General features: G+C 67.7%; 23 protein-coding genes. 11 read left to right on the top strand and 12 right to left on the bottom strand.

The window, feature by feature from the left end:
* Positions 1-2 precede the first annotated feature (2 nt).
* The 4 genes from metW (at position 3) to AABM56_RS19650 (ending at position 2,789) form a co-directional block, all read left to right on the top strand.
* On the top strand, positions 3-623 hold the full coding sequence (metW, locus tag AABM56_RS19635) for a methionine biosynthesis protein MetW (protein WP_133861462.1): 621 nt from the start codon (positions 3-5) through the stop codon (positions 621-623).
* Positions 624-706: 83 nt separating this feature from the next.
* Positions 707-1,300 (top strand): RdgB/HAM1 family non-canonical purine NTP pyrophosphatase, encoded by a 594-nt coding sequence (rdgB, locus tag AABM56_RS19640; RefSeq protein ID WP_133861463.1) that lies wholly within the window; start codon positions 707-709, stop codon positions 1,298-1,300.
* The gene (gene hemW, locus AABM56_RS19645) at positions 1,297-2,448 is read left to right on the top strand and encodes a radical SAM family heme chaperone HemW (RefSeq protein ID WP_133861464.1); all 1,152 of its coding nucleotides are present in this window, start codon (positions 1,297-1,299) and stop codon (positions 2,446-2,448) included. Before rdgB ends, hemW begins: the two co-directional genes overlap by 4 nt.
* Before the next feature lie 14 nt (positions 2,449-2,462).
* Positions 2,463-2,789 (top strand): DUF3392 family protein, encoded by a 327-nt coding sequence (locus AABM56_RS19650; protein ID WP_133861465.1) that lies wholly within the window; start codon positions 2,463-2,465, stop codon positions 2,787-2,789.
* Here the strand turns inward: AABM56_RS19650 and AABM56_RS19655 are convergent.
* From AABM56_RS19655 to AABM56_RS19675, 5 genes are all read right to left on the bottom strand, one after another.
* A complete protein-coding gene (locus tag AABM56_RS19655; protein ID WP_133861466.1) occupies positions 2,786-4,519 on the bottom strand; it encodes a bifunctional diguanylate cyclase/phosphodiesterase in 1,734 nt (577 codons plus the stop codon). The two genes, AABM56_RS19650 and AABM56_RS19655, sit on opposite strands and share 4 nt — an antisense overlap.
* Positions 4,520-4,688: 169 nt before the next feature.
* Positions 4,689-5,399 (bottom strand): tRNA (guanosine(46)-N7)-methyltransferase TrmB, encoded by a 711-nt coding sequence (trmB, locus tag AABM56_RS19660; RefSeq protein WP_133861467.1) that lies wholly within the window; start codon positions 5,397-5,399, stop codon positions 4,689-4,691.
* Positions 5,400-5,467: 68 nt separating this feature from the next.
* Positions 5,468-6,250 carry a thiazole synthase gene (locus AABM56_RS19665; RefSeq protein ID WP_133861468.1) on the bottom strand — a complete coding sequence of 261 codons (783 nt, stop codon included), beginning with the start codon at positions 6,248-6,250 and terminating at the stop codon, positions 5,468-5,470.
* A 19-nt stretch (positions 6,251-6,269) separates the two neighbouring features.
* Positions 6,270-6,470, bottom strand: a complete 201-nt coding sequence (gene thiS, locus AABM56_RS19670; protein ID WP_017640999.1) for a sulfur carrier protein ThiS — start codon at positions 6,468-6,470, stop codon at positions 6,270-6,272.
* A 93-nt stretch (positions 6,471-6,563) separates the two neighbouring features.
* On the bottom strand, positions 6,564-6,941 hold the full coding sequence (locus AABM56_RS19675) for a DUF423 domain-containing protein (protein ID WP_133861469.1): 378 nt from the start codon (positions 6,939-6,941) through the stop codon (positions 6,564-6,566).
* A 68-nt stretch (positions 6,942-7,009) separates the two neighbouring features.
* Between AABM56_RS19675 and mtgA the strand changes: the two genes are divergently transcribed.
* Positions 7,010-7,711, top strand: coding sequence for a monofunctional biosynthetic peptidoglycan transglycosylase (gene mtgA / locus AABM56_RS19680; protein ID WP_133861470.1), 702 nt, complete (start codon positions 7,010-7,012; stop codon positions 7,709-7,711).
* Between the two features lie 227 nt (positions 7,712-7,938).
* Here the strand turns inward: mtgA and rpoH are convergent, their stop codons facing one another.
* The 4 genes from rpoH to ftsY all read right to left on the bottom strand — a co-directional run bounded on the left by rpoH (position 7,939) and on the right by ftsY (position 12,087).
* Positions 7,939-8,793 (bottom strand): RNA polymerase sigma factor RpoH, encoded by an 855-nt coding sequence (rpoH, locus tag AABM56_RS19685; protein WP_064309252.1) that lies wholly within the window; start codon positions 8,791-8,793, stop codon positions 7,939-7,941.
* A gap of 161 nt (positions 8,794-8,954) precedes the next feature.
* The gene (gene ftsX, locus AABM56_RS19690) at positions 8,955-9,965 is read right to left on the bottom strand and encodes a permease-like cell division protein FtsX (RefSeq protein ID WP_158893568.1); all 1,011 of its coding nucleotides are present in this window, start codon (positions 9,963-9,965) and stop codon (positions 8,955-8,957) included.
* The gene (gene ftsE / locus AABM56_RS19695; RefSeq protein ID WP_133861472.1) at positions 9,962-10,636 is read right to left on the bottom strand and encodes a cell division ATP-binding protein FtsE; all 675 of its coding nucleotides are present in this window, start codon (positions 10,634-10,636) and stop codon (positions 9,962-9,964) included. The genes ftsX and ftsE overlap by 4 nt, the downstream gene beginning before the upstream one ends.
* Positions 10,633-12,087, bottom strand: coding sequence for a signal recognition particle-docking protein FtsY (gene ftsY, locus AABM56_RS19700; RefSeq protein ID WP_347883655.1), 1,455 nt, complete (start codon positions 12,085-12,087; stop codon positions 10,633-10,635). The genes ftsE and ftsY overlap by 4 nt, the downstream gene beginning before the upstream one ends.
* 202 nt (positions 12,088-12,289) lie before the next feature.
* On the opposite strand from ftsY, the gene AABM56_RS19705 reads away from it, so the two are divergent.
* From AABM56_RS19705 to AABM56_RS19730, 6 genes are all read left to right on the top strand, one after another.
* A complete protein-coding gene (locus tag AABM56_RS19705) occupies positions 12,290-13,651 on the top strand; it encodes a pitrilysin family protein (protein ID WP_263259288.1) in 1,362 nt (453 codons plus the stop codon).
* Entirely contained in the window at positions 13,648-15,087 is a 1,440-nt protein-coding gene (locus tag AABM56_RS19710) for a pitrilysin family protein (RefSeq protein ID WP_133861475.1), read from the top strand. The genes AABM56_RS19705 and AABM56_RS19710 overlap by 4 nt, the downstream gene beginning before the upstream one ends.
* Before the next feature lies 1 nt (position 15,088).
* Positions 15,089-15,658 (top strand): 16S rRNA (guanine(966)-N(2))-methyltransferase RsmD, encoded by a 570-nt coding sequence (rsmD, locus tag AABM56_RS19715; protein ID WP_133861476.1) that lies wholly within the window; start codon positions 15,089-15,091, stop codon positions 15,656-15,658.
* Entirely contained in the window at positions 15,655-16,659 is a 1,005-nt protein-coding gene (locus AABM56_RS19720) for a hydrolase (protein WP_263259286.1), read from the top strand. The genes rsmD and AABM56_RS19720 overlap by 4 nt, the downstream gene beginning before the upstream one ends.
* A gap of 99 nt (positions 16,660-16,758) precedes the next feature.
* Positions 16,759-17,244 (top strand): pantetheine-phosphate adenylyltransferase, encoded by a 486-nt coding sequence (coaD, locus tag AABM56_RS19725; protein ID WP_133861478.1) that lies wholly within the window; start codon positions 16,759-16,761, stop codon positions 17,242-17,244.
* Between the two features lie 99 nt (positions 17,245-17,343).
* Positions 17,344-17,595, top strand: a complete 252-nt coding sequence (locus AABM56_RS19730) for a YfhL family 4Fe-4S dicluster ferredoxin (protein ID WP_133861479.1) — start codon at positions 17,344-17,346, stop codon at positions 17,593-17,595.
* Positions 17,596-17,618: 23 nt separating this feature from the next.
* On the opposite strand, the gene AABM56_RS19735 is transcribed toward AABM56_RS19730, so the two are convergent.
* The 3 genes from AABM56_RS19735 to AABM56_RS19745 form a co-directional block, all read right to left on the bottom strand.
* On the bottom strand, positions 17,619-17,975 hold the full coding sequence (locus AABM56_RS19735; protein WP_133861480.1) for a multidrug transporter: 357 nt from the start codon (positions 17,973-17,975) through the stop codon (positions 17,619-17,621).
* A gap of 85 nt (positions 17,976-18,060) precedes the next feature.
* Complete coding sequence (gene lgt, locus AABM56_RS19740) at positions 18,061-18,873, bottom strand: prolipoprotein diacylglyceryl transferase (RefSeq protein ID WP_059313521.1); 813 nt, start codon at positions 18,871-18,873, stop codon at positions 18,061-18,063.
* Positions 18,874-18,892: 19 nt separating this feature from the next.
* Positions 18,893-19,675: a sulfite exporter TauE/SafE family protein gene (locus AABM56_RS19745; protein ID WP_133861611.1), complete on the bottom strand. Its 783-nt coding sequence runs from the start codon at positions 19,673-19,675 to the stop codon at positions 18,893-18,895.
* Between the last annotated feature and the right edge of the window lie 22 nt (positions 19,676-19,697).

Genomic DNA, 19,697 nt, shown 5'->3' on the forward strand with positions numbered 1-19,697 from the left:
CCGTGCGCGCCGATCTGGACATCATTCAGGAATGGATCCCCGCCGGCAGTCGGGTCCTCGACCTCGGTTGCGGCACCGGCGAGCTGCTCGCCTGGCTGCGCGATCACAAGCAGGTCACCGGCTACGGCCTGGAGATCGACCCGGACAAGATCGCCGAATGCCTGCTCAAGGACGTCAACGTCATCGAGCAGGATCTCGACGGCGGCCTGGCCAACTTCGCCAGCGACAGCTTCGACGTGGTGGTCATGACCCAGTCGCTGCAGGCCATGCAGTACCCGGATCGCATCCTCCAGGAGATGCTCAGGGTTGGTCGCCAGTGCATCATCACCTTTCCCAACTTCGGTCACTGGCGCTGCCGGCTGTACCTGGGCGGCCGGGGACGGATGCCGGTCTCGGACTTCCTGCCCTACACCTGGTACAACACACCGAACATCCACTTCTGCACCTTCGAGGACTTCGAACGCCTCTGCCGCGAACAGCGTGCCCAGGTGCTGGATCGTCTCGCCGTGGACCGCCTGCATCGTCATGGCTGGGCCAGCAAGCTGTGGCCAAACCTGCTCGGCGAGATCGGTATCTACCGGGTCAGCGCGCCGCACCTGCACGACCTGCGCGTCGCGATATGACGTAAGGCACGGGCGGCGCAGCCAGCCTGGGCACGGCTTCGCGTACAATACGCCGCCCTTCTCAACGCGACGCGGTGTCCCCAATGTCCGACCTTACCGAACTGGTTCTCGCCAGCCACAACGCCGGCAAGCTCAAGGAACTCCAGGCCATGCTCGGCGACCGGGTGCGGGTGCGCTCGGTGGGCGAATTCAGCCAGGTGGAACCCGAGGAAACCGGGCTGTCCTTTGTCGAGAACGCCATCCTCAAGGCGCGCAACGCGGCGCGGCTGTCCGGTCTGCCGGCCCTGGCCGACGATTCGGGCCTGGCGGTGGATGCCCTCGGCGGTGCTCCCGGCATCTATTCCGCCCGCTACGCCGACGGTAAGGGCGATGCCGCCAACAACGCCAAGCTGCTCGACGTGCTGCGTGACGTCCCCGACGCCGAGCGTACCGGCCAGTTCGTCTGCGTGCTGGCCCTGGTGCGCCACGCCGACGATCCCTTGCCGATCCTCTGCGAGGGCCTTTGGCCCGGGCGCATCCTGCATGCCGCCCAGGGCGAGCATGGCTTCGGCTACGATCCGCTGTTCCAGCCCGATGGCGAAGCGGTCTCCGCGGCCGAACTGGCGCCGGCGGAAAAGAACCAGCGCAGCCATCGCGCCCGCGCCATGGCCCAGCTCAAGCAACGGCTCGGCCTGTGACCCAGGTGTTCGCCCTGCCGCCACTGGCGCTCTACATCCATATCCCCTGGTGCGTGCGCAAGTGCCCCTATTGCGACTTCAACTCCCATGCGGCCGGCCCGACCCTGCCGGAGGCCGAGTATGTCGATGCCCTGCTGGCGGATCTGGACAACGACCTGGCGCACGTCCATGGCCGCCCGCTGACCTCGATCTTCTTCGGCGGCGGCACGCCCAGTCTGTTTTCCGCCGAGGCCCTGGGCCGTCTGCTGGATGGCGTGGCCCGGCGGCTGAGCTTCGCGCCGGATATCGAGATCACCCTGGAGGCCAATCCCGGCACCTTCGAGCAGGCCAAGTTCGTCGCCTACCGCGGGTTGGGCATCAATCGGCTGTCGATCGGCATCCAGAGCTTCCAGGACGCCAAGCTCAAGGCCCTGGGGCGCATCCACGGCCGCGATGAAGCCATTCGCGCCGCCGACCGGGCGCGCGCCGCCGGCTTCGATAATTTCAACCTGGACCTGATGCACGGCCTGCCCGAGCAGAGCGTGGCCGATGCCCTCGGCGATCTGGAGCAGGCCATCGCGCTCGCGCCCACCCACCTGTCCTGGTACCAGCTGACCATGGAGCCCAACACGGTGTTCTGGAGCCAGCCGCCGGAGCTGCCCGAAGACGACACCCTCTGGGACATCCAGGAAGCCGGCCAGGCGCGGCTGGCGGCCGCCGGTTACCACCAGTACGAGACCTCCGCCTATGCCCAGCCTGGGCGCCAGGCGCGGCACAATCTCAACTACTGGGGCTTCGGCGACTTCCTCGGCATCGGCGCCGGCGCCCACGCCAAGCTCAGCGCCCCGGACGGCACTCTGCAGCGCACCTGGAAGACCCGCCTGCCCAAGGACTATCTGGACCCGGCCAAGGCCTTCCAGGCCGGCGCGAAACCCCTGGCGCCGGCCGACCTGCCCTTCGATTTCATGATGAACGCCCTGCGCCTGGTGGACGGGGTGCCCGCCGCCTGGTATCCGCAGCGGACCGGTCAGTCCCTGGACAGCCTGGCGCCCGCACTGGCCGCGGCGCGCCGCGCCGGCCTGCTGGCCGAGGATGAACAGCGGCTGCGCCCCACCGCCCGCGGCCAGCTGTTCCTGAACGACCTCTTGCAATCCTTTCTGCCTGACTGACGAGGAGCTCTGCCTTGGACTTCGTACTCGACCATATCGCCGACCTCTCCCGCTGGAGCCGCAGCCACCTGGATGAGGTGGCCCTGGCGGTCACCGCCACCCTGCTGGTGCTGTTCGGCAGCCAGGTCAACGCCTTCATCCAGGCGCGGCTGGGCAGCCTGCCGACCGCCGTTCGGATACCGGCCTTCGCCCTGGCCTGCCTGGCCATCTATGGCGCCGCCATGACCTTCCTGACCCCCTGGGTGGTCAAGGGCCTGGCGCAGTTCAACAACTATGCCCTGGCGCCGGTGCTGCTGATCGGCGTCTGCCTGCTGGGCGTGCTGGCCGAACGCCGTAGCTAGCGGCAGCGGGCGCGGATACCGTCCAGCAGGCACTCCAGGGATTGCGGGCGACCCAGCAGGAAGCCCTGGAAGGTGTCCACGCCCAGGTCCTTGAGCAATTCGAACTGGGCCTGGGTTTCCACCCCTTCGGCGACGATCTGCATGTCCAGAGCGCGGCACAGGCTGACGATGCCGGCCAGCAACTGCCGGGATCGGTCGTCGGCGTCCACCGCCAGCAGAAAGCTGCGGTCGATCTTGATGGTGTCGAAGGGCAGGCGGTGCAGATAGCCCAGCGACGAATAGCCGGTGCCGAAATCGTCCATCGCCACCCGAAAGCCCTGCTCGCGCAAGGCGGCCAGGCGCCGCTCCGGCGTGCCCTGCTGCAGGAATACCGATTCGGTCACCTCCAGCTCCAGCGCACTGGGCTCGATGCCGAATTCGGCGCAGGCGGCCGCGAGAACCTCGGCCAGTTCATCATCGGCCACCTGCAGCGGCGAGATGTTGACTGCCACCGGGATCTGCAGACCGGCGTCCTGCAGGGCCCGGGCGCATGCGGCCGCGCGGCGGATCGCCAGCCGCCCGAGGGCCGAGGCCATGCCGTTCTGCTCGGCCAGGGCGACGAAGACGTTGGGCGGCACCGCGCCGACGCCCGGACAGTTCCAGCGCGCCAGCAACTCGGCGCTGACCATGCGCTGGCGGGCATCGAACTTGGGCTGCAGGACGAAGGTGATGAGCTCCGCCTCGATGGCGCCGTGCAGATGGGCCAGCAGGGTCACCTTGCTGCGCGCCTCGCAGGTCAGCTGCGGATCGTAGCAGCGCACCCGGCTCTTGCCGGCCGCCTTGGCCGCGTACATGGCGGCATCGGCATTGCGCAGCAGGGTCTCCACATCCAGTCCCTCTTCGGGCGCCAGACTCAGACCGATGCTGGCCGATACGCGGATATCGTGGCCGGCGATGCACTGCTGCCGGCCCACCGCCTGCACCAGTTGCTCGGCGACCTGACGGGCCTGATCGCGATCGCTCACGTCCAGCAGGGCGACGAACTCATCGCCGCCCCAGCGCGCCAGCACCTCACCGGCCCCCAGCACCTGGCGCAACTCGCGCACCAGGGCGCAGAGCAGTTCGTCACCGGCAGCATGGCCCAGGGAGTCGTTGACCTCCTTGAAGCCGTCCACATCGATGAACAGCACCGCGAGGTTGCCGGTCTCTTCGAGGTCCTGCAGGCGCGTCTCGAAGTCCTGGTAGAAGGAGGTGCGATTGGGCAACTGGGTCAGGGCGTCGCTGAGCGCCATGCGCTCCAGCGCCTGTTCGGTGCGCTTGCGCTCGGTGATGTCCCTCAGACTGGCGACCACGTAGCCTTCGCGATCCGCCTCGCCGGCGAAGCGACTCAGACTGATCTCCACCGGCGTGATCCGCTTGGCGGAGACGTGGAACTGGGCTTCGCACAGGGCATAGCCGTCGCGCTCGAAGGTACGGATGGCCGCCTCGGGCAACTTGATGTAGTGCGACAGGTACTGGCCGCTGACACTGCGCTCCGCACTGAGCATCAGGGCGCGCAGGGCGTCATTGGCTTCGATGATCTGCCCGCTTTCGGTCAGCACGGCCATGGCGTCGCGGCAGAGGGCGAAGGCTGAAGCGATGAGGTGCAGCGAGCGCTCGGTGCGCTGGCGAGCGCTACGCTCGACTTCGAGCCAGCGGCGTACGGCGTGCAACTCGGCCGTCGGCGAATCGGGACGGACCAGATCCCTCATGGAATCCGCCGCTCACGAAGGGCGGCACGGGACCGGTTGGCGTTCTTGAAGAGGACTGACATCCAGGTGTCTCTGTGAATTCGACTGCAACCGCCATCACAGCAGGGCAATTGGCCATCATGCCAATTGCCCGTCGGCAGCTCAAGATCGATTCGTCAGAGATACACGGTCAGCTCTGGCGTTCGAACTTGAGATCCCAGACGCCATGCCCCAGGCGCTCGCCACGGCGTTCGAACTTGGTGATGGGTCTTTCCTCGGGGCGCGGCACATAGCCCGAGGCGTCGCCGAGGTTACGGTAACCCGGGGCGGCGTTCATGATCTCGAGCATGTGTTCGGCATAGGCCTGCCAGTCGGTGGCCATGTGCAGCACCCCGCCGACCCTGAGCTTCTGCCGGACCAGTTCGGCGAAGGCCGGCTGGACGATACGGCGCTTGTGGTGACGGCTCTTGTGCCAGGGATCGGGAAAGAACAGCAGCACCCGGTCCAGACTGGCATCGGCCACGCACTGCCGCAGCACCTCGAGGGCATCGCAGCTGTAGACCCGCAGATTGGTCAGGCCCTGGGTCATGGCGCCATTGAGCAGCGCGCCCACGCCCGGGCGATGCACCTCAACGCCGATGAAATCCTGCTCGGGCGCGGCGGCGGCCATTTCCAGGGTGGAATGGCCCATGCCGAAACCGATCTCGAAGGTGCGCGGCGCCTGGCGGCCGAACGCCTGGTCGAAATCCTGCAGGCCGTCGGTCAGCTCCAGACCGAAGCGTGGCCAACCCTGGTCGAGACCGCGTTGCTGGCCTTCGGTCATGCGGCCGGCGCGCATCACGAAGCTCTTGATGGTGCGCCGGGGGCGGTCGGGGGTCTGGTCGTCTTGATGATCGGTCATGGCGTTATCGATAGTGGGAAAAAGAGACGCCCGGCAGAGGCCGGGCGCGTGATGGAGGGCGCCAGGTCCTAGTTGACCAGGCCGTCCAGCGGCGAGGAGGCCGTGGCATAGAGCTTGCGCGGCATGCGCCCGGCCAGATAGGCCAGGCGACCGGCGACGATGGCGTGCTTCATGGCTTCGGCCATCAGCACCGGCTCGCGGGCATGTGCGATGGCGCTGTTCATCAGCACCGCTTCGCAACCCAGCTCCATGGCGATGGTGGCGTCGGAGGCGGTACCCACCCCGGCATCCACCAGCACCGGCACCTTGGCCTCTTCGAGGATGATGCGCAGGTTGTAGGGATTGCAGATGCCCAGGCCCGAGCCGATCAGACCGGCCAGTGGCATGACGGCGATACAGCCGATGGCCTCCAGCTGGCGGGCGACGATGGGATCGTCACTGGTGTAGACCATGACGTCGAAGCCGTCGGCGACCAGCGTCTCGGCGGCCTTGAGGGTCTCGATGACGTTGGGGAACAGGGTCTTCTGGTCGGCCAGGACTTCCAGCTTGACCAGGTTGTGACCGTCGAGCAGCTCGCGCGCCAGGCGGCAGGTGCGCACCGCTTCCACCGCGTCATAGCAGCCGGCGGTGTTCGGCAGGATGGTGTAGCGCTCGGGTGAGATCACGTCGAGCAGATTGGGCTCGCCGGGAGTCTGGCCGATGTTGGTGCGACGCACCGCCACGGTGACGATCTCGGCACCGGAGGCCTCGATGGCCACGCGGGTCTCTTCGAGATCGCGGTACTTGCCGGTCCCGACCAGCAGACGCGACTCATAGGTGCGCCCGGCCAGGGTAAAGGGAGTGTCTTTCATCTGGATTCCTCTTGCGCGGCTAGCCGCCGCCGATGGCGTGGACCACTTCCAGCCGGTCGCCGTCCACCAGGGCGGTGGTGGCGTGCTGGCTGCGCGGCACGATGTCGAGGTTGCGTTCCACCGCTACCCGCCGCCCGGTCAGGTCGAGACGCACGAGCAGGTCGGCGACGGTGGCGCCGTCCGGCAATTCAAGGGATTCGCCGTTCAACAGAATCTGCATGGCAAAGGCATCGTCACGGGGTGAGCCGGCATTCTACGCCGGTCGGGCGTGCATTGCAGCGGCGCTGGGCCGGGAACGACGGCCAGTGCGCGGTCAGAGACTGCTCAGTCGCCAGGCGAGGATGGCCAGGCACGCCCAGCCGGCGAGAAAGCACAGCCCGCCGAAGGGAGTGATGATGCCCAGCCGCGCGATGCCGGTCAGCGTCAGCAGATAGAGGCTGCCGGAAAACAGCAGGATGCCGGCGATGAAAAAGCCACCGGCCCAGGCCACCAGGCGCCCCTGGAAGTGCAGCGACAAGAGGGCGACGCCGAACAGCGCCAGGGCATGGATGAGCTGATAGAGCACACCGGTCTGGAACACGGCCAGGTAGTCGGCGGTCAGTCGGCCCTTGAGTCCATGGGCGGCGAAGGCGCCGAGTCCGACACCGGTGAAGCCGGCCAGGGCGGCGAACAGCAGGAAGAGACGCAACATGGGTTTTACCGGGCGATGGAAGAGAAGCGCTGGTTATAATGGCCCGCTAACCGCCAAAGACCAAGCCGATGCTGCTCACCCTCCTCCGCCGTCTCCTGCGTATCGCCCTCTGGTTCGCCGTCCTCAGCGCCGCTCTGGTGCTGATCCTGCGCTGGGTGCCGCCGCCGGGCAGCATGCTGATGGTGGAGCGCAAGGTCGAGTCCTGGATCGACGGCAAGCCCATCGATCTGCAGCGCGACTGGCGACCCTGGAAGGAGCTGCCGGACGATCTCAAGATGGCGGTGATCGCCGGTGAAGACCAGCACTTCGCCGAGCACTGGGGCTTCGACATGGCAGCGATCCGCCAGGCCTTCAGCCACAACGAAGCCGGTGGTTCCCTGCGCGGCGCCAGCACCATCAGCCAGCAGACCGCCAAGAACCTCTTTCTCTGGAGCGGCCGCAGCTATCTGCGCAAGGCCTTCGAAGCCTGGTTCACCGTGCTGCTGGAAACCTTCTGGTCCAAACAGCGCATCCTCGAGGTCTATCTCAACAGCGTGGAATGGGACGACGGCGTGTTCGGCGCCGAGGCAGCGGCCCGTCACCATTTCGGCATAGGCGCGCCCTACCTCTCCGACCGCCAGGCCAGCCTGCTGGCCGCCGTGCTGCCCAATCCCCGCGAATGGAGCCCGAGTCGCCCCAGCGCCTACGTCGCCGAACGCGCCGCCTGGATCCGCCAGCAGGAACGGCAGCTGGGCGGTAGCGACTATCTCAGGCAGATGACCGGGCGGTAGCCAGGCAACTGGAAAACGCTGCGCGGTTTTCCACTCTACCGACTCAAGTTGATTGATGCGGTCGTGCCTTGATGCTCCATCGCGGCCATGGGCCGCTCCTACAGAAGCATCACACCCTGTAGGAGCGACCCATGGCCGCGATACGCTGGGTCCGTCCACAACAGGGTAAGGATTTTCGGACATAAAAAAACCGCACCCGGAGGTGCGGTCTTTGGTCAGCGACCGGATCAGGCAGCAATGTTGCCCTTGAGCTTGTTCATCGCGTTCTTTTCCAGCTGACGGATACGCTCCGCCGAGACGTTGTACTTGGCCGCCAGCTCGTGCAGCGTCGCCTTTTCCTCGGCCAGCCAGCGCTGGTAGAGAATGTCGCGGCTGCGGTCGTCCAGATGCTCCAAGGCCTCGTGCAGATTGGCCGTGGAACTGTCGGTCCAGTCGGCTTCCTCCAGCTGACGCGCCGGATCGTAACGGCTGTCTTCCAGATACTGGGCCGGCGACTGATAGGCCGCATCGTCATCGGCATCGCTGGCCGGGTCGAAGGCCATGTCATGTCCGGTCAGACGACTTTCCATCTCGCGCACTTCCCGGGGTTCGACACCCAGGGTTTCGGCCACGCGATGGACCTCGTCGTTGTTCAGCCAGGCCAGTCGCTTCTTCTGACTGCGCAGGTTGAAGAACAACTTGCGCTGCGCCTTGGTGGTGGCGACCTTGACGATGCGCCAGTTGCGCAGGATGAATTCGTGGATTTCGGCCTTGATCCAGTGCACGGCAAAGGACACCAGGCGTACGCCCATTTCGGGATTGAAGCGCTTCACGGCCTTCATCAGGCCGACATTGCCTTCCTGGACCAGGTCGGCCTGGGCCAGACCATAGCCGGAATAGCTCTTGGCGATATGCACCACGAAACGCAGATGCGCGAGCACCAACTGCCGGGCGGCCTCGACGTCTTCCTTGTAGAAGAGGCGCTCAGCCAGTTCACGCTCCCGCTCCGGCGTGAGCAGCGGAATGCTGTTCACCGAATGCACATAGGCTTCCAGGCTGGCGCCGGGAACCAATGTGGGAACAGGTTGCAACGAAGTGGTCATGCGAATCCTCCGATTCACTAAGCACTGGGCAGTCTAACACTGATTTTTTGGACAGCGCCAGACTAGCCGAGGTTCCCTTAACCCCAGCTGAAAACCACCGTGAAATGCTTGTGCCATCAGGGGTTTAGACCGTTTCCGCAGGTTTCGGAAACGGCCGTTCGTCAGCGCGGAGCGAGTTCGCGCAGGTGGCGGGCAACCGCCAGCCAGGCGCCGATGTAGCCGAGCAGCACGGCGCCGATCAGCAGCTGCAGCCCGTCCTCGACGGCGACGCTGCCCAGGGCGAAATCACTGCCGTAGAGGCCGGCCAGATCCAGCACTGCGGCGTTGAGCCAGCTCAGGCCGAACACCAGCAGGGCCCAGGCGGCGATGCCGGCGCCCAGGCCGAACAGCGCGCCCATGTAGAGGAAGGGCCGGCGCACATAGCCGTCGGTGCCGCCCACCAGCTTGACCACCTCGATCTCGGTACGGCGATTCTCGATGGCCAGGCGGATGGTATTGCCGATCACCAGCAGCAGGGCGATCACCAGCACCACGGTCAGGCCGAAAACGAAGCGCTCGCCGAGCTTGAGGATGGCGGTGAGCCGCTCGACCCACTGCATGTCCAGCTGCACCTGCTGCACGCCGTTCATCTCGGCCAGCTGGCTGCGCAGCATGTCGAGACGACTCTTGTCGATTTCCCTGGGCGTCACGGCGATGACGCCGGGCAGCGGATTCTGCGGCAATTCGCGCAGCGCCTCACCCAGGCCGGCATCCTGCTGCAACTCCTTCAGGGCATCGTCCGGACTGATCCAGCGCGCCTCGGCCACATCGGGCAGGACCTTGATCTGGCTCATCAGCACCTCGGCCTGGTCCTGACCGGTGCGCAAGTCGAGAAACACCGAGATCTGCGCCGCGCGCTGCCAGGACCCGCCGAGTCGCTCGACGTTCTTCAGCAGCAGCGACACGCCCATGGGCAGCGCCAGGGCGATGCCCATCACCAGGCAGGTAAGGAAGGTGCCTATGGGCTGCTGCACCATGCGCCTGAGGCTGTCCCTCAGGCCGGTGCGGTGGGCTTCGAGGTAGGCGTGCAGCGGACTGCGCCAGTCGCTCTTGGGTTTCTGCGGGGCCTGGCGCTGCGGACGCTGGGGTTTGCCGCCCTGTTCCTGGCCACGGGGCAGTTCGTTGCCACTCATGACTGGCTCTCCTCTTCGTCACCGATCAGGCGACCGCGCTGCAGGGTCAGCATGCGATGGTGCAGGCGGGCGATGAGCGCATGGTCGTGGCTGGCGATCAGCACCGTGGTGCCGAGACTGTTGATGTCCTCGAAGACGCCCATGATCTCCGAGGCCAGGCGCGGATCGAGGTTGCCGGTGGGTTCGTCGGCGAGCAGCAGGGCCGGCCGATGCACCACGGCGCGGGCGATGCCGACCCGCTGTTGCTGGCCGGTGGACAGCTCGGCCGGATAGTCGTCGAGCTTGTCCTTGAGGCTGACCCGCTCCAGCGCAGAGGCGACGCGCTTGGCGATCTCGGGCTTGGACAGGCCGAGGATCTGCAGCGGCAGGGCGACGTTGTCGAACACGGTGCGGTCATGGAGCAGCTGGTGGTTCTGGAAGACCACGCCGATCTGCCGGCGCAGAAAGGGAATCTGCGCATTGGTGATGCGCGAGATGTCCTGGCCGGCCAGGGTCAGCTTGCCGCCGGTGGGCCTTTCCATGGCCAGGATCAGCCGCATCAGGGTGCTCTTGCCGGCGCCGGAATGACCGGTGACGAAGAGGATCTCGCCGCGTTCGGCACGGAAGCTCAGTTCCTGCAGGCCGACGTGACCGTTGGGATAGCGCTTGGAGACGCGGTCGAACTGGATCATGAGACGCCCCGCTCCGCGAACAGGGCCTGGACAAAGGGCCGCGCCTCGAAGGGCCGCAGGTCGTCGATGCCTTCGCCGACGCCGACATAGCGGATCGGCAGGGCGCTCTGCTTGGCCAGGGCGAAGATCACCCCACCCTTGGCGGTGCCGTCGAGCTTGGTCAGCGCCAGGCCGGTCAGAGGCACCGCATTGTGGAATTGCTTGGCCTGGTTGAGGGCGTTCTGGCCGGTACCGGCGTCCAGCACCAGCAGGGTCTCGTGGGGCGCCGCCGCGTCCAGCTTGCCGATCACCCGGCGCACCTTGCGCAGCTCTTCCATGAGGTTGTCCTTGGTGTGCAGCCGGCCGGCGGTGTCGGCGATCAGCACATCGATGCCGCGGGCCTTGGCGGCCTGGACGGCATCGAAGATCACCGAGGCGGAATCGGCGCCGGTGTGCTGGGCGATCACCGGGATGCGGTTGCGCTCGCCCCAGACCTGCAACTGCTCGACCGCCGCGGCGCGGAAGGTATCGCCGGCCGCCAGCATGACCTTCTTGCCGTCGTTCTGCAGCCGCTTGGCCAGCTTGCCGATGGTGGTGGTCTTGCCGGCGCCGTTCACGCCGACCACCAGGATGACGTAGGGCTTGTGCGAGGTATCGATCACCAGCGGCTGTTCCACCGGCAGCAGCATCTCGGTGAGCTCCTGCTGCAGCGCCTGGTAGAGCGCCTCACTGTCGGCCAGCTGCTTGCGCGCCACCTTCTGGGTCAGGTTGCGCATGATGACGCCGGTGGCCTCGACGCCGACGTCGGCGGTCAGCAGGCGGGTCTCCAGCTCTTCGAGCAGGTCGTCGTCGATGGCCTTCTTGCCGAGGAACAGGCTGGCCATGCCCTCGCCGAGACTGGCGCTGGTCTTGGACAGGCCCTGGCGCAGGCGGGCGAAGAAGCCCGGCTTGGCGGGTTCGGTCGGCGTGATGGCGACGGCGGGCGGAGCAGGTTCGGGCTCGGGCGCGGGCGCCACCACCACGGGCTCGGAACGGACCGGAGCAAGGGGCGCTACCGGCACGATCGGGGCGGGAGCAGGCTCAGGCGCCGGCACAACCGGGGGCAGCGGTGCGACCGGCACGGCCACCGGGTCGGGCTCCACCTCGGGCGCCATCACCGGCTCGACCTCGACCGGCGGCACGATGGGATCGGCCACCAGCGGCTCGACCAGCGCCGTGAGCGCCACCGGCGACGGCGCCTCCTCTTCGGCGACCGGCACCGGGGTCAGCGAGGGGATCGCCTCCGGCGGTTCGGGCACCGGCTCCGGGTGCTGCACCGGCTCGCTGGCCAGCGGCGCGGGCAGGCGCTCCTCGGCGTCGGGCGCGGGGGCTTCGGCAGGCGTCTCTACGGGTTCGGCAGTCTTCTTGCGGAACCAGCCGAACAGGCCTTTCTTCTCCGTGGGGGGAGACTTCTTGTCGTCGGATCCAAACATGCGGGGCTCTGTATCGAACGGACGAACCGGCTGCGGGAGCTCCGCCAGGCGGGGCTCGACCGTCAGGCATGGCCGTCGGGAAAAGGGATGCGTATCCTAGCAGCCTGCCGGGCGGAAGACCTCCCCGTCGGCGAAAAACGCGCGACCGTCCCCAGGACGCAGCCGCTTCGTCCCCTACCGCGCTACAAGGCCTGCTCTCGCGATGTCCGCCTCCCGCTCCCGTCGGACCGCCCTGGTCGTCCTGCTCAGCCTGCTTCCCACCCTCGCCCTGGCCACGGCCAGCCGGCAGAACACCGAGGAATTCACCCTCGACAACGGCCTCAAGCTGGTGGTCCGCGAAGATCACCGGGCGCCGGTCGCCGTGGTGCAACTCTGGTACCGCGTGGGTTCGAGCCTGGAGGCGCCCGGTGCGACCGGCTTGTCCCATGCCCTGGAACACCTGATGTTCAAGGGCAGCCGCAAGCTTGACGCCGGCGAGGCCTCGCACCTGCTGCGCGACCTGGGCGCCGAGGAGAATGCCTTCACCACCGACGACTACACCGTCTATTACCAGCTGCTCGCCCGTGATCGCCTGCCGGTGGCCCTGGAGCTGGAAGCCGATCGCATGCAGCACCTGCGGCTGGCGCCCGACGAGGTCAGTCGCGAGCTGGAGGTGATCAAGGAGGAACGCCGGCTGCGCACCGACGACCGCCCCGAGGCACTGTCCTTCGAGCGCTTCAAGGCCGCCGCCTACCCGGCCAGCGGCTATCGCAATCCCACCATCGGCTGGCCCCAGGACCTGCAGCGCCTCGGCGTGGATGACCTGCGCCGCTGGTACCAGACCTGGTACGCGCCCAACAACGCCACCCTGGTGGTGGTCGGTGACGTCGACCCCCAGGCGATCCATGCCGAGGTGCAGCGCTGGTTCGGCACTCTCCCGCGCAGCGACCTGCCCGCGCCGCGCCGCCCGCTGGAACTGCCGGCGCCGGGCGAGCGCCGCCTGGACCTGCAGGCCCGCGAACTGCCCAGCCTGCTGATGGGCTTCAACGTGCCCAGCCTGGCCACCGCCGCCCAGCCGCGCGATGCCTATGCGCTGCAACTGCTGGCCGCCCTGCTCGGCGGCGGTTCGGGGGCGCGCCTGCCCAGCCGTCTCGAACGCGGCGCGGAAGTGGCCAGCAGCGTGCGCGCCGCCTATGGTGCCTACACCCGTGGCGACAGCCTCTTCCTGCTCAGTGGCACCCCCAACACCCAGCGCGGCAAGACCCTCGACCAGCTGGAAGCGGCCTTCTGGGCGCAACTGGACCTGCTCAAGCGCGAGCCGCCCAGCACCGAGGAGCTGGCCCGGGTCCGCGCCCTGCTGGTGGCCGGGCTGGTCTATGGCCGCGACTCCATCACCGCCCAGGCCAGCAGCATCGGTCAGCTGGAAAGCGTCGGCCTCGGCTGGCGTCAGGGCGATCGGCTGCTTGACGAACTGGGCCGGGTCACCCCCGACGACCTGCGCCGGGTGGCGCGCACCTACTTCACCCGCGAGCGCCTGACCCTGGCCCAGCTCAAGCCCGCAGTCACCGCGGAGAATCGTCCATGAAGCCGCTGTTCTGGCTGTCGCTGTGCCTGCTCGCCGGTTGCCAGTCCCCTACCCCGGTCGGCGACCTGGCGCGCGCCTATCCCGCCGTGGACACTCTCAGGACGCTCAAGGACGCACCGCCCCTGGGTCGCCAGCTGGATATCCAGCGCTGGCGCACCGCCGAGGGCGCCCAGGTGCTGTTCGTGCCGGCGCCGGAATTGCCGATGTTCGACGTGCGCCTGATCTTCGCCGCCGGCAGCAGCCAGGACGGCGCCACCCCGGGCCTGGCCATGTTGACCAACGGCCTGCTCAACGAAGGCACCCCGGGACGCGATGCCGGCGCCATCGCCGACGGCTTCGAGCGCCTGGGCGCCGATTTCAGCAATGGCGCCTATCGTGATCAGGCGGTGGTCGGACTGCGCACCCTCGCCGATCCGGCCCACAGCGAACCGGCCCTGGCGCTGCTGGCCGAGGTGGTCGGTCGCCCGACCTTTCCCACCGAAGCCATCCAGCGCATCCGTGACCAGTTGCTGACGCTGATCGCCGCCAGCCGCCGCGAACCGGCCAGCCTGGCCGGCGAAGCGCTGCAGGAGCGCCTCTACGGCAATCATCCCTATGCCCATTCGCCACGGGGCACCGCAGCCGGAGTGACCCCTCTCGATGCGGCCAGCCTCAGGGCCTTCCATGCCCGTGCCTATGCCGCCGGCAATGCGGTGATCGCCCTCACTGGCGACCTGGATCGAACGCGCGCCGAACAGATCGCCGCCCGGCTGTCGCGCGCCCTGCCCCGCGGTCCGGCCCTGCCGCCACTGCCGGTGCCAGCGCCTGCCGCACCGGCAGTGGTGCAGCTGGAGGTCCCGGCCCAGCAGACGCGTCTGCTGCTCGGCCAACTCGGCATCACCCGCCGCGATCCCGACTACGCCGCCCTCTTCGTCGGCAACCAGATCCTCGGTGGCGGCGGCTTCGGCAGTCGGCTGATGACCGAGTTGCGCGAACGCCGTGGTCTCACCTACGGCGTCAGCTCGGGCTTCACCCCCATGCGTCAGCCCGGTCCCTTCACCATCGGCCTGCAGACCCGCGCCGAACTGGGCGATGCCACCCTGGCGCTGGTCCGCGAACTGCTGCGCGACTACCTGGCCCAGGGCCCCACCCAGGCCGAACTGGACCGCGCCAAGCGGCAGATCGAAGGCAGCTTCCCGCTGGCCAACGCCAGCAACGGCGCCATCGTCGCCCAACTGGGCAACATCGGCTTCTACGACCTGCCCAGCAGCTACCTGGACGACTTCCTCCAGCAGGTCCGTCGCCTCACGGTGGAACAGGTGCATGTCGCCCTGCGGCGCCATCTGGACCCGGAAAAGTTCGTCGTGGTCAGCGCCGGCCCACGGGTCGCCCAGCAGCCGCTGCCGCCATCCCGCCCTCTTCCCAACCTGCCGCCCAGCGGCGTTCCGGAGCACTAGCATGGCCCAGAAGACTGCCAACCAACTACGCATCATCGGTGGCGACTGGCGCAGCCGGCGCTTCGTCTTTCCCGATGCCCTGGGCCTGAGACCCACCCCGGACCGGGTCCGCGAGACCCTGTTCAACTGGCTGGCCGCCGTCACCCCGGGCGCACGGGTGCTGGATCCCTTCGCCGGCAGCGGCGCCCTGCTGCTGGAAGCCCTGTCCCGCGGCGCCGGCCCGGCGCTGGCCTTCGACCTCAATGCCCAGGCCGCCAATGCCCTGCGCGGCCATCTGCAGGCCCTCGGCTGCGCCCACGCCGAGGTGCGCCAGACCGACGCCCTGCAGGCCCTGGCCAAGCCGGCGGAGACGCCCTTCGACCTGGTGTTTCTCGACCCACCCTTTGCCAAGGACCTGCTGGAGCCGGCCTGCGCGGCTCTGGAAGCCCAGGGCTGGCTGGCCGCGGACGCCTGGATCTACACCGAGAGCGAGACCCAGCCCTCGCGCCTGGCCCTGCCCGCGACCTGGCAGCTGCACCGCGAGAAGAAGACCGGCAACGTCCACTACGCCCTCTGGCGCCGCCAGGCGTGAACAGCGCACCCTTTCGCCCGGCGCGCTGGCTGCCCGGCCCGCACCTGCAGACCCTTTGGGGCTCGCTGTGGCGCCGCCTGCCACCCATCACCCGGCCGCGGGAGCGGCTGTGGCTGGAGGATGGCGACTTCCTCGATCTGGACTGGTACCACGCCGAGGATCCGCGTGCGCCGCTGGTGCTGATCGCCCACGGCCTGACCGGCAGCTCCGGCTCCCACTACGTACTCGGCCTGCAGTTCGCCCTCGCCGCCCGCGGCTGGGCCAGCGTCGGCCTCAACTGGCGCGGCTGCTCCGGCGAACCCAACCGCCTGCCGCGCGGCTATCACTCCGGCGTCAGCGAAGACCTGGCGGCAGTGGTGCGCCATCTGCAGGCCAGTCGTCCGGAGGCGCCACTGCATGCGGTGGGCTTTTCCCTCGGTGGCAATGTGCTGCTCAAGTATCTCGGTGAGCGCGGCGCGGACAGTGGTCTCACCGCCGCAGCCGCGGTCTCGGTGCCCTTTCGCCTGGACCTCTGCGCCGATCGCATCGGCCTCGGCTTCTCGCGCATCTACCAGCGGCACTTCATCCGCGAACTGGCGCGCTACGTGCGCGACAAGCAGGCGCTGTTCGACCGCGAGCGCCACCCCGAGCAGCACGAGATCCTCGCGCGCCTGGGGCCGCCCGAGGGGCTCAAGACCTTCTGGGACTTCGACGACCGCTACACCGCGCCCCTGCACGGCTTTCGCGACGCCCGGGACTATTACCGCCAGGCCTCCAGCCGCTACTACCTGGGGGGAATCCGCATTCCCACCCTGCTGATCCAGGCCGAGGACGATCCCTTCATCGGCACCGACGCCCTGCCCGCCCGCGCCGAACTGGCGCCCGACACCCTGTTCGAGCGCCTGCCCCACGGCGGCCACGTGGGTTTCGTCGGCGGTGCCTTCCGCGATCCGGACTACTATCTGGAAAGACGCATCCCCGACTGGCTGGTCAGCCAGCGGGCAGCGCCATCCGGCCGATAAACGCCCACGGGTCAGCGATCCCGGCGGCTGTCGCCTTGGCCTCACTCCGCCCCTGAGCTACCATCCAAGCCCCAACAGCTTCGCCCCCAGGACAGCGTCATGAACCGAGTGCTATACCCCGGCACCTTCGACCCCATCACCAAGGGCCATGGCGATCTGGTGGAGCGCGCCTCGCGGCTGTTCGACGAAGTCGTGGTGGCGGTGGCGGCCAGCCCCAAGAAGAATCCGCTGTTTCCGCTGGAGCGCCGGGTCGAGCTGGCCAAGGCGGTGACCGCGCACCTGCCCAACGTCGAGGTGATCGGCTTCAGCTGCCTGCTGGCCACCCTGGTGGAGCAGCAGCAGGCGACCATCATCCTGCGCGGCCTGCGCGCCGTGTCGGATTTCGAATTCGAATTCCAGCTGGCCAACATGAACCGGGTGCTCGCGCCCCAGGCGGAAAGCATGTTCCTGACCCCGTCGGAGCACTATTCCTACCTGTCCTCCACCCTGGTGCGGGAGATCGCGGCGCTCGGTGGCGACGTGACCAAGTTCGTCCATCCCACCGTGCATCAGGCGCTGCTGGAGCGTTTTGCCCCGGGCAGCTGATTAACCCCAAGGACTGTCGGGTGCAGCCGGCGCGCGGATGGGGCAAAATGCGCGCCTGACTTTTGGATCGCTGCGCGTTCGCGCGGCGTGGAGCCGACGATGTCCCTCATCATTACCGACGATTGCATCAACTGCGACGTGTGCGAGCCCGAGTGCCCGAACGGCGCCATCTCCCAGGGTGCGGAGATCTATGTGATCGATCCGAACCTGTGCACCGAGTGCGTAGGCCACTACGACGAACCTCAGTGCCAGCAGGTCTGCCCAGTGGACTGCATCCCCCTCGACGAGAACCATGTCGAGACCAAGGATCAGCTGCACGACAAGTATCTGAAGATCAGCGGCCAGGCCTAAGCGACCTGGCCTGGCGCCAGGGCCTATTCGGTACGCCCGTACCCGCTCTGGGTGCAGCCCAGGCAGCGCACGAAGGCCGCCTTGCCCGGCTCGACCACCAGCGCCTTGCCGGCCTTGCCGATGTTACCGCCGGCGGCGGTGAACGGCAGACTGACCACGAAGGCGCCCGCACCGATCACGGTGGCGGCGATCAGCAGCGGTCGCGCGATCAGCAGATCGCCGATCATGGAAAAGGCGGCGGGAGCCTGGGCTTCACCGAACGCCTGGTCGGCGGTCTGATATTCGGTGACGTCACCCTGGGCCTGCTGTGCCTGCGCCGGCAGGACCTGCATCGTCAGGGCCAGCGCCAGCACGGCGGCCAGGCTACGGAACGGATTCATACGGCTGATCCCTTGCGCGGTTGTAATGGTGGTTCCTGAACTATAACAGGCCGCCCGCACTTGTCATGCGGGCGGCCCCCAGACGTCATTCGGCGCGGACGACCGGCTGCGGCGCACGGCGGTAGGCATAGACCATGAGCGCGATACCGCCGAGCACCATGGGTACGCAGAGTACCTGCCCCATGGTCAGCCAACCCCAGGCCAGATAGCCGAGCTGGGCGTCGGGCACCCGGACGAATTCGACGATGAAGCGGAAGATGCCGTAGCAGAGTACGAACAGGCCGGACACGGCCATGGTCGGCCGCGGCTTGCGCGAGTACAGCCAGAGAATGACGAACAGCGCCACGCCTTCCAGGGCGAACTGATAGAGCTGCGACGGATGGCGCGGCAGCTGGGCCGGATCGCTGTAGGGCGGGAAGATCATCGCCCAAGGGACATCGGTGGGCTTGCCCCAGAGCTCGGCGTTGATGAAGTTGCCGATGCGACCGGCACCGAGGCCGATGGGTACCAGCGGCGCGATGAAGTCCATCAGCTCGAAGAAGCCCTTGTTGTGGCGCTTGCCGAACCACCAGACCGCCAGGATCACGCCGAGCAGGCCGCCGTGGAAGGACATGCCGCCCTTCCAGACCTCGAAGATCAGCGTCGGATTGGCGATGTACTCCGCCAGGTTGTAGAACAGCACGTAGCCGAGTCGCCCCCCGGCGATGACCCCCAGCGCCACCCAGAACACCAGATCTGACAGCGTCTCGCTGGTCCAGCGCGGATCGAAGCGATTGAGCCGACGCTTGGCCAGCCACCAGGCGCCGCCGATCCCCACCAGGTACATGAGGCCGTACCAGTGGATCTTCAGCGGCCCCAGCGACAGGGCCACCGGGTCTATTTGCGGATACGGCAGCATGGTGCCTCCTTGAAAGGGATCAGAGTAGGAAGTTGAGACCGACGCCGAACAGCAGCAGGGCGAACAGGCGCTTGAGCAGCCGGGGCGAGAGGCGATGGGCCAGTCGCGCACCGAAACGGGCCGAGAACATGCTGGTCAGGGCGATGCCCAGCAAGGCCGGCAGATAGACATAGCCCAGACTCCAGGCGGGCAGACCCGGCTGCTGCCAGCCGACCAGGATGAAGGACAGCGCCCCGGACAGGGCGATGGGCAGGCCACAGGCCGCCGAGGTGGCCACCGCCTGCTGCATCGACAGGCTACGCCAGACCAGGAAGGGCACGGTGAGCGAGCCGCCGCCGATGCCGAAGATCGCCGAGGCCCAGCCGATCACCGCCCCCGCCACCGTCAGCGTCGGCTTGCCGGGCTCGCCGGCCTGGCGCCTGGGGCGCAGGTCCAGCGCCAGCTGGAGCGCAATGAGAATGGCGAAGGTGCCGATGATCTTCTGCAGCAGCGGGCCATGGATGGCAGCGGCGGTCAGGGCGCCCAAGGCGCTGCCGAAGACGATGCCCAGGGCCATCCAGGCGAACAGCCGCCAGCGCACGGCGCCGAGTCGATGGTGGGCCCAGACGGAATTCAGCGAGGTGAAGACGATGGTGGCCAGCGAGGTGCCCACCGCCAAGTGGGTGAGGATGTCCGGATCGAGGCCCTTGGCGGTAAAGCTGTAGACCAGCACCGGCACGATGATCAGGCCACCGCCGACCCCGAACAGACCGGCCAGCAGCCCGGCGCAGGCGCCGAGCACCAGGAAGAGCAAGAGATCCATCATCACCTCGGGCGCAAGAGGC

Origin of the sequence: Pseudomonas aestiva, assembly GCF_039908605.1 — a bacterium.
In the GTDB taxonomy this organism is placed as follows: Bacteria; Pseudomonadota; Gammaproteobacteria; order Pseudomonadales; family Pseudomonadaceae; genus Chryseomonas; species Chryseomonas aestiva.